The following is a 15,308-nucleotide window of genomic DNA, read 5'->3' on the forward strand; positions in this document are numbered from 1 at the left end:
ACAGCCACGCGGCCGCCCTCGCTCCTGGATGCCAATGCAGTCATCGGGTTCGGACGGCGCTGCCCGCCGTCCCCAAAACGACGAGGAGAGGTACATGGCGAGTGAGCTGACGCCGGACCGGTCACGGAGCACATCGAGATCCGCGACCGCGGAGGGCGCTCCCGCGGGGTCGTCGCCCCAAGCTCGTCCACCGATGCGGCGGGTCGCCCTGTCGGTGCTGATCGGCACGACCATCGAGTGGTACGACTTCCAGCTCTACGGGATCGCCGCCGCCCTGGTCATCGCACCGCTGTACTTTCCCTCCGCAGACCCGCTCGCCGGCTCGTTGCTCGCGTTCTCCACCTTCGCGATCGGGTTCGGGGCCCGGCCGATCGGCGGGATCATCCTCGGCCACTTCGGCGACCGGATCGGCCGGAAGAAGATGCTGGTCCTGTCGCTGACCATGATGGGGTTCGCGACCTTCCTCATGGGCGTGCTGCCGACGTATGCGCAAGTGGGCGTGTGGGCGCCGATCCTCATGGTGCTGTTGCGCCTGGTGCAGGGCTTCGGAGTCGGTGGCGAATGGGGCGGCGCCGTGCTCACGGCCGTGGAATACGCCTCGCCCCGCAAGCGCGGCCTCTACGGCAGCCTCCCCCAGATCGGCGTCCCGGCCGGGCTGGTGCTGTCCACCCTGGTGTTCCTGCTGGTTTCGCAGCTGCCCGAGCAGCAGTTCATGGCGTGGGGCTGGCGGATTCCGTTCCTCATCAGCATCGTGCTGGTGGTGGTGGGGCTCGTAGTGCGGTTGCAGCTGCGCGAGACGCCGGTGTTCGAGAAGGTCCGTGAACGCAACGAGGCGCAGCGCGCGCCGCTGATCACCGCGATCCGCGCGTACCCCAAGCAGATTCTGCTCGCCATCGGATCGATGGTCAGCACCGGTGCTTACTACTACATCGTCAACGCCTACGCCCTGAGCTATGCCGCCTCGGCGAAAACCATCGACCGGGCCTCCATGCTCACCGCCATCATGGTCTCCGGCGTGGTCGCGTGCGCGGCGCTGCCGTACTTCGGCTCGATGAGCGAACGGTTCGGCAGGCGCCGCATGATCCTGATCGGCCTCGCCGCGATGGCGGTGTGGATCTACCCGACGATCCTCGCGGTCGCGAGCGGCAACTTCGCCGCCGTGATGGCGGCTTACCTCGTGGGCGCGATCTTCTTCAGCATCAGTTACGGGCCGCAGGCCACGTTCATCGTGGAGATGTTCGACGCCCGGGTCCGGTTCAGCGCCGCGTCGACCAGTTTCCAGATCGGCGTCCTGCTGGGCGGCGCGCTCGCGCCGATCATCGCGGCTTCACTGGTGCGGGCCACCGGCTCGGTCGTCTCGGTGGCTGTCTACGTCTGTCTGGTGTCGTTGGTGTCGCTGGGCTGTGTGCTGGGCGTCAGCCGGGCGGCACTGGCCCGTGGGAGCGCCGACCTCGACTCCGTGTGATCACTTCCATCCCCGATCACCTCGGAGTTTTCGGCTGCGCGGATCCGCCTGCGCGCCTCGGGGGCCGTGCCCACGCGGGTACGGCCCCTTGGGGTGTTCGGGTGCTGCCCCTAGCGGGGCACGACCCGCCCGGCCACCTCCCCGAAGCCGATCCGGCTGCCGGCCGGCCCGGGTGCGGTGGCGCTGATCGAGACCTCGTCGCCGTCTTCGAGGAACGTCCGTGTCTCGCCGTCGCCCAGCGCGAACGGTTCGCGCCCGCCCCAGCTCAGCTCCAGCAGCGACCCGCGCTGCTCCTTGGCCGGGCCGGTGACGGTGCCCGACGCGTACAGGTCGCCGGTCCGCAGGCTCGCGCCGTTCACGGTGAGGTGCGCGAGCTGCTGCGGCGCCGTCCAGTACTGCGTGGCGAACGGCGGGCTCGACACGAGGTGGCCGTTGATCCGGATCTCCAGCGCCAGGTCCAGCCCCCACGGCTCGGTGACCCGCAGGTACTCCAGCGGCTCCGGATCCTGCGCCGGCTGCGGCACGCGCGCGTGCTCCAGCGCGGCCAGCGGCACGATCCACGGCGCCACCGACGTGGCGAACGACTTCCCGAGGAACGGCCCCAGCGGCTGCGACTCCCAGCCCTGGATGTCGCGCGCCGACCAGTCGTTGACCAGGCACACGCCGAACACGTGCTTCGCGAAGTCCTCGACCGGCACCGGCGTGCCCGGCGTCGACGGGGTGCCCACCACGAAGCCGACCTCGGCCTCGATGTCGAGCAGCTGCGACGGCCCGAACGACGGCTCCGTGGCCGTGCCCGGCTTGCGCTGCCCCGAAGGCCGCACGACCGGCGTTCCCGACACCACGACGGTGCCGGCACGCCCGTGGTAGCCGATCGGGAGGTGCTTCCAGTTCGGCATCAGCTCGTCGTCGGCGCCGCGGAAGATCCGCCCGGCGTTGATCGCGTGCTGCTCGCTCGAGTAGAAGTCGACGTAGTCCGCGACCTCGAACGGCAGGTGGTTCGTGATCTCCGCGCGCGGCACGAGGTGCGGGCGCACCTGGTCGGCGTAGCGCTCGGCCGTGAGCCATTCCCGCACCTGCTCGCGAACGTCGCGCCACGTCGCCGGCCCGGCCGCCAGCAGCGGGTTGAGCACACCGCTCGTGAGCAGCTGCGCGAACGACGCCGCCGCTTCCTCGGCCGCCGCCGACAGGTCGAGCACGTGCTCGCCCACCGCCACGCCGACGCGGCGTTCGGGCTCGCCGCCGCGGGAGAACACGCCGTAGGGCAGGTTGTCGAGCCCGAAGTCCGTGTCCTCGGGCAGGTCGAGCCAGGTCACCGCGCGCCCTCCGCCCGCCGGGCGGCGATCCACCCGGTCACGAGCGTGTCCAGTGTGGACAGTGGCAGGTTCCCGTTGCCCAGCACCACGTCGTGGAACTCGCGGATGTCGAAGTCCGCGCCCAGCGCCTCCTCGGCCGCGGCGCGCACGCGCTCGATCTCCAAGCGCCCCACCATGTAGCCGAGCGCCTGGCCCGGATTCGCGACGTAGCGGTCGATCTCCGCTTCGATCTCGATCCGCGCCATCGGCGTGTTGGCCACGGCGTAGTCCACGGCCTGCTGCCTGGTCCAGCCCAGCGCGTGCAGGCCCGTGTCGACCACGAGACGGGCGGCGCGCATCGAGTCCTGTGTGAGCATGCCCAGGCGCGTGACGTCGTCGGAGTACAGGCCCATCTCCTCGGCCAGCCGCTCGGAGTAGAGGCCCCAGCCCTCGATGTAGGCGTTGAACGGCACCAGCCGCCGCAGCAGCGGCAGGTCCGTGAGCTCCTGCGCGAACGAGAGCTGGAAGTGGTGCCCCGGCACGGCTTCGTGGAACGCGATCCCCTCACTGGTGAACCGCGGCCGCGAGCTCGCCTCGTGGGTGTTGGCGTAGTACGTGCCCGGCCGCGAGCCGTCGAGCGACGCGGGCAGGTAGTAGGCGATCGTGCCGCTGGCCGCGTCGGCCTCGGGCACCGGCGCCACCACGCATTTCGCGGCGGGCACGCGTGAGAACCACTGCGGCGCAACGGCTTCCGCCCGCGTGATGGCGGCGCGGGCGCCGGCCAGCAGCTCCTCGCCGTCGCGCCAGCGCAGCTCGGGGTCGCTGCGCAGGTGCTCGAAGATCTCGGCGAGGTCCTCGGTGCCGAACACCCGCCCGCCCAGCTCGCGGTACTCCCCCGCCAGCTTGTCGGCGATCCGCAGGCCCGTGTCGTGCAGGTCCTGCGCCGTGCGGTCGGTGGTGGTCTCGGCGCGGATCAGGCCCTGGTACTTCTCCTGCCCGCCCGGCAGGTGCCCGATGCCCGGCTCCGACTCGGACTTGGCGACCGGCGCCACCTCGTCGGCCAGGAACGCACGGTAGCGCGCGAACGCCGGACGCACGACCTCGGCCAGCAGCCGGTCGCGCTCCTCGGCGAACCCGGCGACCTCGATCGCGGGCGTGACCCGCAGCGGGTCGGCGTCCTCGGCCGCGAGGTAGCGCTCGACGTACCCGATGCCCACACGCACCAGGAAGTCCGGCGGCGCGAAGCCGTCGGCCACGGTGGCGCGCTGGGCTTCGATCACGGCGTCGAGGTAGTCGCCGACGCCCGCGAGCCGGCGGAGGTAACCCCGGGCCTTCTCCTCGTCCTCCGGCACCAGCGCCGAGAGGTTGGTGATCAGGTACAGCGCGGGCGAGCTGAACCCGTCGCTCACGGCGAACCCGGACAACCGCGAGTCCAGCGTGTCGACGACGCCGCGAGCCCGGGCGATCACCACGTCGCGCGTCACGGCGTCCGTCGCCGAAAGACCGGCCCGGTCGATGGTCTCCGCGCGGTCGGCGAGGTCGGCGAAGCGGGCGCGGAAGCTCGCGGTCGCGGCGAGGCTCGGGTCGGGCAGCGCGCCGTGGTCGCCGGGCAGGCCGTACATCGTGCGCTCGACCGGCGCGCGTTCGAACTCGAGCTCCAGCAGGTCCTCGGCGAGGCCGTTGACGGTGTCCCCGTGGCCGGCGACCCACTGCGCGACCACGGTGTCGAGCACCGACAGCGGCAGCGCGCCGCCGGAGAGCACCACGTCGTGGAACGCGCGGACGTCGAACTCGCTGCCCAGCCGGGTCTCGGCGGCGGCACGGATCCGCTGGATCTCCAGGCGCCCCACCAGGTACGCGAGCGCCTGGCCCGGGTAGCCGATGTAGCGGTCGATCTCCGCCTCGATCTCCAGCTTGCCCATCGGCGTGTTCCCGACGAGGTAGTCGATGGCCTGCTGCCGGCTCCAGCCCAGCGCGTGCAACCCGGTGTCGACCACGAGCCGCCCGGCGCGCATCGACTCCAGCGTGAGCATGCCGAGCAGCGAGACGTCGTCGGAGTACAGGCCCATCTCGTCGGCGAGGCGCTCGGTGTAGAGGCCCCAGCCCTCGACGTAGGCGTTGAAGTCGCCGAGGCGGCGCAGCAGCGGCAGATCGGTGAGCCCGAGCGCGGTGCTGAGCTGGAAGTGGTGACCCGGGATCGCCTCGTGGAAAGCCGTGGCCTCGGCGGTGTGCCGGAACCGTTCGGTGGCCTCGTAGGTGTTGGCGAAGTAGGTGCCCGGACGCGAGCCGTCGACGGCCGGCGGCATGAAGTACGCGGGCGGCGCGCCGGGCGCGGAGTCCTCCGGCACGGCCTCGACGGTCCACGGTTGCTCGGGAATCGTGCCGAACCACTTCGGCGACTCGGCCGCCGCGCGCGTGATGGCCGAGCGCGCGGTGTCGAGCAGCTCCTCGGCGCTCGTCCAGCGCAGCTTCGGGTCGGTGCGCAGCCGCTCGAAGATCTCCTGCAGGTCGCGCGTGCCGAACACGCGCTCGCCCAGCGCCTGGTACTGCTCGACCTGGCCCGCGATCACCTCGAGGCCGGTGTCGTGCAGCTCCTGCGGCGAACGGTCGGTGGTGGTGTGCATGCGCGCGAGGCGCGCGTAGATCTCGTCCCCGGCGGGCAGCCACGACACGCCCACGCGGTCGTCGGGCCGGCCGTGGGCGAGCACCTCGGCTTCGAGGAAGTCGCGGTACTCCTTGAACGCCGGGCGCACGACGTCGCGCAGCAGCTCCTCACGCCGGCTCGCGAACCCCTCGTCCGGCGCCGGCTGGCGCAGCAGCGGGTCGCCCGCCGGCTCGGCGAGGTAGCGGTCGACGTGGGCGATCGCGCCCTTCACCAGCCGTTCGACGGGCACCAGCCCGGCCTCGATGCCCTCGCGGTGCCGCAGCGCGACCGCGCGCAGGAAGGCCGGGATCCCGGCCAGCCGGTCGAGGTGCACCGAGGCCTTGTCCCCCGGCAGCACCGGCACCATCGGCAGCGCCGAGAGCAGGCCCGCCGCTGGCCCCACGAACAGGTCGGTCACGGTGAACTCGCCGAAGCGGCTGTCGATGAGGTCGAGCTTGCCCTCGATCGAGTTGATCACCACCTCGCGCGTGACGCGGTCCGTCGCGTCGAGCTCGGCGGCCTCGATCGCCCGCGCGCGCTCCAGCAGGCCGGCGAGCCGCTCGCGGTACGCGGCTTCGGCGGCGGCGCTCGGGTCGCCGAGCCCCGGCGCGTCGGGCTTGATGCCCAGGATCGCGGCGGAGAGCGGTTCGAAGCCGAACATCTCGTCGACGAGCTCGTCGGCGAGATCGGTGACGACGGTCATGGGTGCGGACTCCCGGGGTTCGGTGGTGCCGTGCGATTCCGACCCTAATGGAGACCCAGGCCCGGGGGTGGCGTTCCGGCACGAGCGTCCCGTTCACTCATGGTGAACGGCGGATCCGTGCCGTTCCTGATACCCGGGGCCACCGAAACCCGGCTGGGGCCACCGGACCGGGCGACGCGGCCCGGCCTCGCCGCGCCCGGAGCGGCCCGGAAGGTAGCGTTCCCCGAGTGGCCGTGACCGATCCCGCCGATGTCCGCCTGCTCGCCGCCCTCGCCGAGCTGGGCAAAACGGCCGTGCACGACCTCGCCGCGAAGGTGGGCATGGACCCGCGTGAGGTCGCCTACCGCCTGGTTGCCTTGTCCGGCAGCGGATTGCCGCTGCTCGTGGGCGTGGAGAGCGACCCGGCCGGGCTGCGCGCGGCGATCGCGGGAGCGCCGCCGTCGTGGCAGCAGGCCCCGCCGCCCTCGGGGGCGATGCCCGTCGCCGCGCCCGGCGGACGGCCCGGCCCGGGCATGCCGGCCGGAGCGGGTCCCGGGATGCCGACGGGACAAGGATTTCCGGCCGCGGCCCCGCCGAGCGCCCCCGTTCCGCGTCCCGGGAACGGACCCGGAACGCCAGGAGCGCCGTCCGTCCACGGTGGACCGTCGGGACCCGTGCACGGCGTGCCGTCCGGCCCGTACGGAGTCCCTTCGGGTCCCTACGGCGTGCCGTCTGGCGCGTACGCAGCTGCACCAACGCCGCTCGACCCCGCACTGAGCACGTGGGGTGTGCCGCAGACGGCGTCCTGGGCACGCGGCGACGAACCGCGCCGCGCGGGCCCGGCCGAGGGCAGACACGGCCGGATCGGCGAGACGCTCGCGACGCAGGGACTCGAAGGCGAGCAGCTCACCGTGCAGCTGCTCGAGGTGCAGGACCCGGCCGACTACCTGTTCGGCGCCGCCGGCTACCGGCTCGACGCGGGCGAGCGCGCGGTGGTGGTGCACACCGAGATCACCAACCGCGGCAGCGTGCCCTTCGCGTCGCTGCCGGACAACTACCTCGAGCTCGTCACGGCCGACGGCACGACCGTCGCCAAGGCGCCCGTGTCGCTGACCTCCCGGCCGCCGCACAAGATCGGCGTGCGGCCCGGCGAGACGCTCGGCGGCCACACCGTCTACGTCCTCCCGGACGCGACGCGCGTGGTCTCGGTCCGCTGGAGCCCCCGCCCGGAGCCGGACGACCGCACGCTGACCTGGGCCGTCGAGGGCTAGTAGCTCTCCTCGCGCAGGATCTCCAGCGCGCGGGCGAGGTCGTCGGGGTACTCGGCCTCGAACTCGACCCAGCGGCCGTCGGCCGGGTGCGCGAAGCCGAGGGTGCGGGCGTGCAGCCACTGCCGCGTGAGGCCGAGGTGGCGCGCCAGCACCGGGTCGGCGCCGTAGGTCAGGTCGCCCACGCACGGGTGGCGCAGCGCGGAGAAGTGCACGCGAATCTGGTGCGTGCGGCCCGTCTCGAGCTTCACGTGGGCCAGCGACGCGGCGCGGAACGCCTCCACCACCTCGTAGTGCGTCACGCTCGGGCGCCCGCCCGCGACCACGGCGAACTTGTAGTCGTGGCGCGGGTGGCGGTCGATCGGCGCGTCGATGGTGCCGCGCGTCGGGTCCGGGTGGCCCTGGACCACGGCGTGGTAGCCCTTGTCGACGGTGCGTTCCTTGAACGCGCGCTTGAGCACCGTGTACGCGTGCTCGCTCTTGGCCACCACCATCACGCCGGTGGTGCCCGCGTCGAGCCGGTGCACCACGCCCTGGCGCTCGGCGGCGCCCGACGTCGAGATGCGCAGGCCCGCGGCGGCCAGGCCGCCGACGACCGTCGGCCCGGTCCAGCCGGGGCTCGGGTGCACGGCGACGCCCACGGGCTTGGAGATCACGATGATGTCGTCGTCGTCGTGGAGGATCTTCATGCCCTCCACTGGCTCGGCGATGACCTGGATCGGGGACTCCGGCTCCGGCAGCGTCACTTCGAGCAGGCCGCCGGCGGTCAGGCGGTCGGACTTGCCGGCGGGCCGGCCGTCCACCAGCACGTCCCCGGCTTCGGCGAGCTCCGCCACGACCGTGCGGGACAGGCCCAGCAGCTTGGCGAGGCCGGCGTCGACGCGCATGCCGTCGAGCCCGTCGGGGACGGGCAGCAGGCGCGCGGTCACGCGGTCTCCTTCTTGCTGTTCTTGTCGCGGGTCGAGGTGCCGTCGTAGTCCTTGCCCAGCAGCGACAGCAGCACGATGAGCACGCCGCCGCAGCAGATCGCGGAGTCGGCGATGTTGAAGATCGCGAAGCCCTCGCCGTTGGGGGCGAAGGCCGAGATGAAGTCGATGACGTGGCCGCGCAGCGGGCCGGGGGCCCGGAAGATGCGGTCGGTGAGGTTGCCGAGCGCGCCCGCGAGCACCAGGCCGAGGCCGATGGCCCAGCCGACGCTGCGCAGCCGCCGCGAGAGCCAGATGATGGCGACGGCCACGGCCGCCGCGACCAGCGCGAGCACCCACGTCATGCCCGTGGCCATCGAGAACGCGGCACCGGGGTTGCGGATCACTTGCAGGTAGATGAGGCCGCCGAGGATGCGCACCGGCTCCTTGCCCTCGAGGTTGGCCGCCACGAGGTTCTTCGACACCAGGTCGATCACCCAGATCAGAGCCGCGACCGCGAACACCAACCCGACCCGGCGCTTGGGCAGCACCACGGGCGCTTCGGGCTCCTCCGAGACCGCTGAGGCCGCGTCACCGCTCACCGCCGGTTCGACGGCGGGCGCGCCTTCGGGCCGGCCGGGTTCGGGCGAACCGGGCTCGGACAGATCGTGTTCGGACGAGGAGGACTCGGTGCTCACGCCCCCATTGTCCACGCCCCGGCCTCACCCGTTCGCGGCGGCAGGCCGCGAACGGCCCTTCACGGGTCCGGCGACCACCAGAAACGCCACCGCGAGCAGCACCACTGCCGACGAAACCACCCCCGCGACGCCCGGTAGCAGCATCGCCACCGCCACGAAGCCCACGGTGACCGCGAGGACCAGGAGACTGCGCTCGTACCCCCCCCAGCACCACCAGCCCCACGGCTGCGAGCGCCGGGCCGCGGGCATCGGCGTCGAGGTCGAATTGGGCGTAGGCGGCGAGGTCCAGCACGGGCACCGCCAGCACACCGCCGGCGAGGGCCAGGGCGAACCGGCCGGTTTTCGGCCTGGTCCCGGCTCGCGCGTAGCCGACGAGCACGATCGCCACGACCAGCGCGAGTGCGATCGGCCAGCCCAGCGCTGACGTCGAGGTCGGCGCGGGCAGCGGGTCCTGGCTCAGGAACTGCTCACCGCCGATGGCCGTGTCGAAGTAGTCCACGTGCACGCGGTCCATCGGCACCGCGGACAGGTTCACGAACTCGCCCGCGGCAGAACCGGCGCCGGCCGCGAGCCGCACCGCGGCCAGGATCAGCTCGGCGAAGCCCAGCAGCGCGAGCGGAACCCAGAAACCCCAAGATCTCCCCACGCGCCGAGGGTAGCGAGCGGGCTCAGGCGCAAAACGGCGGCAGCTCCCGCGGGTCCCCCACCGGGGCCCAGCGGCCGTCGACCTTCGTGTACTCCCAGCGGGCGCCGCGGGCGACGATCTGGCGCAGCGCGAGCACGAGGCGGTCCACGTGCTCCTCGGTGCTGCCCAGGCCGAGGCTCACGCGCACGGCCTGCTGCCCGTCGCGGCCGCATTCGCCGATGAGGCGCTTGGTGGCGACGTGGGCGCAGAACGCGCCGTCGCGCACGCCGATGCCGTACTCGGCCGAGAGGACCGCGGCGAGCCAGCCGGGTTCGAAGCCGTCGACGATGAAGCTCACCGTGCCCACGCGGTCCACCGGCGCGTCGAACAGGCGCAGCTCGGCGCAGCCGGGCACGCCGGCCAGGCCCTTGCGCAGCCGCTCCAGCAGCGTGGCCTCGTGCTCGCCCACGGCGGCCCAGTGCGCGGACAGCTGCTCGCACGCGACGCCGAGCGCGTAGACACCGACAGTGTTCGGCGAGCCGGCCTCGTGCCGCTCGGCACCGGTGTTCCACACCACGGCGTCCTCGGTCACGAGCTTGGTCGCTCCCCCGCCGGCGAGGTATGGCTCGGCGGCGCGCAGCCAGTCGGACCGGCCGATGAGAGCGCCGGCGCCGAAGGGCGCGTAGAGCTTGTGCCCCGAAAGCGCGACGTAGTCGACGTCCAGCTCCCGCAGGGAAATCCGGCGGTGCGGCGCGAGCTGCGCGGCGTCCAGCGCCACGCGGGCGCCGTGCTTCCGTGCCACGGCGGCGATCTCGGCCACCGGCAGCAGCTCACCGGTCACGTTGGACGCTCCGGTCACCACCACGAGCCGCGGCCCCTCCGGGCAGGCGTCGAGCGCTTCGTCCACAACGGACACCGCGGCCAACCGCGTGCGCGGCAGCTGCACGCGGCGCACATTCGGGCCCCGCCAAGGCAGCAGGGCCGCGTGGTGCTCGGTGTCGAACACGACCACGGACGTGCGCCGCGGCAGCGAACGCGCCAGCAGGTTGAAGGAATCCGTGGTGTTGCGGGTGAACACGACGGTGTCGGTGGCGCGCGCGTCGACGAACCGGCGCAGGATGTCGCGCGTGCGCTCGTAAAGGCGCGTGGACACCTGCGAAGCGAAGCCCGCGCCGCGGTGCACGCTCGCGTACCAGGGCAGGAACTCGTCGACGGCGGAGCGGACCGCGTCGAGACACGGCGCACTCGCGGCGTGGTCGAGGTTGGCGTAACCGATCTCGCCGCCGGTCACCAGGGGCACCCGCAGTGCCGCCCCCGCGACGCCGGGGATCCCCTGTGCGGCAACGGTTTCGGTGTTTTCAGCGGTACGGTCCAGAGCGAGAGTCATGGCGGTGCCTCCTCGGCAGTCCGGGGGACCCCCGGCGAGGGGCCCGCGCTTGCCCGTCGCACAACACGACCGGCCCGGTCTTCACCCGGGGCACCCCACCGCGGTAGGAGGGTTGCCGGCCAGCAAGCCGGGGCTGAACGCTGGCACTCATGACCTGTTGATGAAGGTAACCGATTCCGGGCGTGCGGAGAAAGCCCCGTCCCGTGATCTGAGATGGCGCTCACACGCCGGCGAACCCGCGAACCTCACCGAAAACGCGTCAACGGCCCAGCTCACCGCGCCAGCGCGCGAGCCGCCCGGCCCGGTCGACGGCGCGGATCCGGCGCTCGGTCGCGTCGCGGACCCCGGCCGTGGTGACCACCAGCAGCTGGTCGTCCTCCTGCAGGCGGCTGGTCTTCTGCGGCGTGAACCCGGAGCCGCGGCGGACCACGAGGCTCACGGTGGCGCCGGCGGGCAGGCCGAGCTCGGAGATGTACACGCCGTGCAGCTTCGAGCCCTTCTGGATGCGCACCTGCAGCAGCTCGGCGCCGAGCTCGTCCAGCGGCGCGGCGTCGACCTCGATCTCGTGCGCCTCGGAGGGTTTTGCGAGGCCCAGCAGCCGCGCGACCGGGCCGAGTGTGGCCCCCTGCAGCAGCGTCAGCACGACGACCAGCACGAACACGGCGTCGACGAGTCGCTCCGCGCCCGGCACACCCTGGGACAGCGGGATCAGCGCCAGCACGATCGGCACGGCCCCGCGCAACCCGGCCCACGACAGGAACGTCTGCTCCCGCCACGGCAGCCGGAACGGCAGCAACGACAAGACCACCGACAACGGGCGCGCGAGCAGCAGCACCACCGCGCCCGCGACGAGACCCGGGATGAGCGCCTCGAGGATCCGGCTGGGCGAGGCGTAGAGACCGAGCAGCACGAACAGCCCGATCTGCGCGAGCCAGCCGAGCCCCTCGGCGAACGAGAGCGTGTCGGAGCGGTGCGGCAGCCGCGAGTTGCCCAGCACGAGACCGGCGACGTAGGTGGCCATCAGGCCCGACGCGTGCGCCAGCTGCCCACTGGAGTACGCGAGGATGCACACGGCCACCGTCGCGAGCGGGTAGAGGCCCGTGGCCGGCAACGCGGCCCGGCGCAGCGCCATCGCACCCAGCCACCCGAACAGCAAACCCAGCACGAGCCCGGCGGCGAGTTCGTAAACGACCAACAGCGGCAGGGTCCAGTCCAACGCGGCCGCCGAGGAGAGCGCCACGACCGCGATGTACGCGGGTGCGTCGTTGAGCCCGGATTCCAGCTCCAGCGTACCCACGAGCTTCGGCCCCACGGAGAACGTGCGCAGCACCGAAAACACCGCCGCCGCGTCGGTCGACGCGAGTACCGCGCCCCACAGCAGCCCGAACCGCCAGTCGAGGCCGAGCAGCCAGTGCAGGGCCGTGCCGGTGACCACGATGCTCACGATCACGGCCACTGTGGACAGCAGGATTCCCGGGCCCAGCGAGGATTTCACCGCGCTCCAGCGCGTGGTGAGGCCACCTTCGGTGAGGATCATGACGAGCGCGGCCAGCCCCAGCGACTGCGTCAGGCTCGAGTTGTCGAAGTGGATCCCGATGCCCGATTCGCCCAGCGCCACACCGATGCCGAGGTACAGCAGCAGCGACGGGAGACCGAGGCGGATCGACACGCGCACGGCGAGCACCGACGCGAGCAGGACGACACCGCCGACGCCGAGCACGACGGGAAGCTGGTCCATGTCCGCCCCCTCCCGGTCGCCGTGGGCTTCCAGAATAGAGAGACGGAGCCGTTCACTCGTTCGTGCACCACTGGACAACTCGGGCAAACTGCTGTGTTAGGACACTCAGCCCCCACTGAGTGTCGCCAGATCGACACCGAGCGCCGCGAACGGCTTCTCCCCGGCCGGCCTCAACCGCACCGCGCGTTGCCGGTCGCGGGTCACCCACCCCGCGTCGACGGCCCGCGCCAGGATCGCCGCGGGCACGGCACCGGCGAGGTGGTCGCGCCGCTCCGTCCAATCCAGACAGTCACGCAGCAGCGGGCGCCGGCCGCGCTCCGGCACGGCGACACCGAGCCCGCCGAGCACCTCGCGCCCGGCCGCGGTCAGCGTCAGCCCGTCGCCGGTGTCGACGATCCCCTTCGCGATCAAGCCCTCGCGCAGCGCCACACCGACGGTGCCCGCGAGGTGGTCGTAGCAGCTGCGCGCGAAACTCAGCCGCTGCGTACGCAGGGACGCCTTCAGCCCCACCGGTTCGCGGTGCTCGGCGTGCTGCGCCAAGTGCTCGATCAGCTCGGCCACCCGCGGGTCGGCGATGCGGACGTACGCGTGCCGGCCCTGCTTCACCCGCGCGACGAACCCGGCGTCGTGCAGCCGCGTCACGTGCTCGCTCGCGGTCGACACCGCGATCCGCGCCGCCGCGGCCAGCTCGCCGATCGTCCAGGCGCGCCCGTCCAGCAGGGCGAGGCACATCGTCGCCCGGCTCGGGTCGGCGAGCACCGCGGCCACCTCGGCCAGCGCGACGGTCTCCATGCCCCCACCGTAGGAGCCCGACGCTTCGGCCGCCGCCGAAGCGCTACTTCACGCCGGTCAGGAACTTCGCGCCGAGTGTGACGGCGGGGCCGGAGTCGTTTCCGCCCTCCAGGAACACACAGAACGCGACGTCTCCGCGATAGCCCACGAACCAGCCGTGCGCTTCGGCGCCGTCACCGAACTGCGCGGTGCCGGTCTTGCCGTAGACCGTGCCCGAGCGCGCCAGTCCGGTCGCGGTGCCGCCCGTGACGACCTCGCGCATCATCGCGCGCACCGAGGCCAGCACGCTCGCCGACGGCGCGTGGTAGCCGTCGTTGACGGTCGTGGCCGACGAGGCGTCCAGCCACAGCTTCGGCGTCACCGCCTTGCCCGCGGCCACCGTCGCGGCCATCACCGCCTCGCCGAACGGGCTCACCTGCACGGTGCCCTGGCCGATGCCGTCCTCCACCTGCTCATCGGCGCTGCCGGCGGCGCCGACCTTGCCCATCTCGGTGGTGAGGCCGGGGATGTCGAAGTCGGCGTTGAGGCCGTACTGGCTCGCGGCTTTGGCCAACGCGTCCGGCGGCAGCTGCGAGGCGAGCTGGCCGAACGAGGTGTTGCACGAATGCGCGAACGCGCGGTGCACGGTGGTGGTGCCGAGGTCGAAGCCCTCGTTGGAGATCGTGCGGGTGCCGATCCGCGCGGTGAGCGGGCACGCCACCTGCGAGTCTTTGGTGACGATGCCGGCCTCCAGGGCCGCCGTCGCGGTCGCGATCTTGAACGTCGAACCCGGCGCGTACAGGCCGTTCAGCGCCGAGGGACTCGTGCCCGCAGCGGCGTTCTGCGCCACCGCCAGCACCCCGCCGTTGGAGGGCTGGATCGCCACGATCACGGCCTTGCCGCGGTAGGAGTCGACGGCCGACTGGGCCGCGTTCTGCACGGAGACGCTCACCGTGGACTTCACCGCCTGCTGCCCGCTCTCGGTCTTGCCGTAGAGCGTTTCCAGCGCCTTGCCCGCGGTGTCGACCCGCTGGACCGCGAAGGTGTCGGACGGCGCCGACGTGCCCTGCCCGGTCAGCGCCTGCGTCAGCAACGGAAACTTCGCGGCAGGATCGAGGTGCGTGCCACCCGGCCCGCTGATGACCACCGGCTTGCCGTCGCGATCCACCACGGCGGCCTCGTCGGCCGCCGCGGTCGCGATCACGAGCCGCTGGCCGGCCTGCAGCTTCGGGTGCAGCGAGGCGGGCGTCCAGTGCACCCGCCAGCTGTCGCCGGACTTCACCACATCGAAGCTGCCGCTGTAGGACCAGACGTGGCCGGGGCCGAGGTTCCAGGTGAGCGTGTAGCTCGCGGCCGTCTTCGTCGCGGCCGCGGCGGCGGGCTCGACCTTGTCGACCTTGGCCTGCACGTCCTGCGGCTTGAGCGTGTACCAGGCGTCGCGCAGCGCGGCGGCCGCGTCGTGCGGGTTGTCGGTGAGCAGGCTGGCCTCGTCGGTCTGGTTGCCCGCGAAGTCCTTCAGGTACAGCTGCGCCGCCGACGTCGGATCCGGGGCGACCGGTCCCGCCGCGACCGAGCTCTCGGTCGGCTCGGCGGCCGCCTCGGGTGCCGGCGAACCACCGGTCAGCAATACCACCGCCGCGACGACGATCGCGACCATGGCGACCGCGCCCCCGATGAGGACGGCTCTCTTTCCGGCAGGACTCACTTGCGACTCTCCCCCAGGCCCGTGCGACGTGCGCGCACCCGGCCCAGCTTGCCCATCGCTGACGGACAAGAGGCGTTACAGGTGAGAAAGCGGCCGTCCCGACGCTGATTCGTGATCAACGCCGG

11 protein-coding genes and 1 riboswitch are annotated in these 15,308 nt (G+C 72.5%); of the genes, 2 read left to right on the forward strand and 9 right to left on the reverse strand.

The features are described from left to right. The first annotated feature begins 193 nt into the window (after nt 1-193). A complete protein-coding gene (locus K1T34_RS52500; protein WP_255638194.1) occupies nt 194-1,465 on the forward strand; it encodes an MFS transporter in 1,272 nt (423 codons plus the stop codon). A gap of 110 nt (nt 1,466-1,575) precedes the next feature. Here K1T34_RS52500 and fahA read toward each other — a convergent pair whose 3' ends face one another. Both fahA and K1T34_RS52510 read right to left on the reverse strand, forming a co-directional pair. Then, a complete protein-coding gene (gene fahA, locus K1T34_RS52505) occupies nt 1,576-2,781 on the reverse strand; it encodes a fumarylacetoacetase (RefSeq protein ID WP_220242203.1) in 1,206 nt (401 codons plus the stop codon). Beyond that, nucleotides 2,778-6,107 (reverse strand): DUF885 family protein, encoded by a 3,330-nt coding sequence (locus K1T34_RS52510; RefSeq protein WP_220242204.1) that lies wholly within the window; start codon nt 6,105-6,107, stop codon nt 2,778-2,780. The genes fahA and K1T34_RS52510 overlap by 4 nt, the downstream gene beginning before the upstream one ends. A 227-nt stretch (nt 6,108-6,334) precedes the next feature. Between K1T34_RS52510 and K1T34_RS52515 the strand changes: the two genes are divergently transcribed. After that, a complete protein-coding gene (locus tag K1T34_RS52515; protein ID WP_220242205.1) occupies nt 6,335-7,357 on the forward strand; it encodes an AsnC family protein in 1,023 nt (340 codons plus the stop codon). Here the strand turns inward: K1T34_RS52515 and K1T34_RS52520 are convergent. The 7 genes from K1T34_RS52520 to K1T34_RS52550 form a co-directional block, all read right to left on the reverse strand. Beyond that, entirely contained in the window at nt 7,354-8,283 is a 930-nt protein-coding gene (locus K1T34_RS52520) for an RluA family pseudouridine synthase (protein ID WP_220242206.1), read from the reverse strand. The genes K1T34_RS52515 and K1T34_RS52520 overlap by 4 nt on opposite strands. Beyond that, nucleotides 8,280-8,861 carry a signal peptidase II gene (lspA, locus tag K1T34_RS52525; protein ID WP_354870061.1) on the reverse strand — a complete coding sequence of 194 codons (582 nt, stop codon included), beginning with the start codon at nt 8,859-8,861 and terminating at the stop codon, nt 8,280-8,282. Before lspA ends, K1T34_RS52520 begins: the two co-directional genes overlap by 4 nt. Next, a complete protein-coding gene (locus K1T34_RS52530; protein WP_220242208.1) occupies nt 8,851-9,603 on the reverse strand; it encodes a hypothetical protein in 753 nt (250 codons plus the stop codon). Before K1T34_RS52530 ends, lspA begins: the two co-directional genes overlap by 11 nt. Before the next feature lie 22 nt (nt 9,604-9,625). Continuing rightward, the gene (locus K1T34_RS52535; protein ID WP_220242209.1) at nt 9,626-10,969 is read right to left on the reverse strand and encodes an aminotransferase class V-fold PLP-dependent enzyme; all 1,344 of its coding nucleotides are present in this window, start codon (nt 10,967-10,969) and stop codon (nt 9,626-9,628) included. A 40-nt stretch (nt 10,970-11,009) separates the two neighbouring features. Next, a riboswitch (SAM riboswitch) is annotated at nt 11,010-11,124 on the reverse strand. A 104-nt stretch (nt 11,125-11,228) separates the two neighbouring features. Next, entirely contained in the window at nt 11,229-12,707 is a 1,479-nt protein-coding gene (locus K1T34_RS52540; protein ID WP_220242210.1) for a potassium/proton antiporter, read from the reverse strand. A 105-nt stretch (nt 12,708-12,812) separates the two neighbouring features. After that, nucleotides 12,813-13,499: a helix-turn-helix transcriptional regulator gene (locus tag K1T34_RS52545; RefSeq protein ID WP_220242211.1), complete on the reverse strand. Its 687-nt coding sequence runs from the start codon at nt 13,497-13,499 to the stop codon at nt 12,813-12,815. A 43-nt stretch (nt 13,500-13,542) separates the two neighbouring features. After that, nucleotides 13,543-15,183: a penicillin-binding transpeptidase domain-containing protein gene (locus tag K1T34_RS52550; protein ID WP_220242212.1), complete on the reverse strand. Its 1,641-nt coding sequence runs from the start codon at nt 15,181-15,183 to the stop codon at nt 13,543-13,545. Between the last annotated feature and the right edge of the window lie 125 nt (nt 15,184-15,308).

This window comes from Amycolatopsis sp. DSM 110486, from assembly GCF_019468465.1.
Lineage (GTDB): Bacteria > Actinomycetota > Actinomycetes > Mycobacteriales > Pseudonocardiaceae > Amycolatopsis.

Coding starts and splice junctions, on each gene's coding strand:
- K1T34_RS52545 (WP_220242211.1), bottom strand. CDS start 13,499: ATGGAGACCGTCGCGCTGGCCGAGGTGGCCGCGGTGCTCGCCGACCCG.
- K1T34_RS52540 (WP_220242210.1), bottom strand. CDS start 12,707: ATGGACCAGCTTCCCGTCGTGCTCGGCGTCGGCGGTGTCGTCCTGCTC.
- K1T34_RS52535 (WP_220242209.1), bottom strand. CDS start 10,969: ATGACTCTCGCTCTGGACCGTACCGCTGAAAACACCGAAACCGTTGCC.
- K1T34_RS52510 (WP_220242204.1), bottom strand. CDS start 6,107: ATGACCGTCGTCACCGATCTCGCCGACGAGCTCGTCGACGAGATGTTC.
- K1T34_RS52500 (WP_255638194.1), top strand. CDS start 194: ATGCGGCGGGTCGCCCTGTCGGTGCTGATCGGCACGACCATCGAGTGG.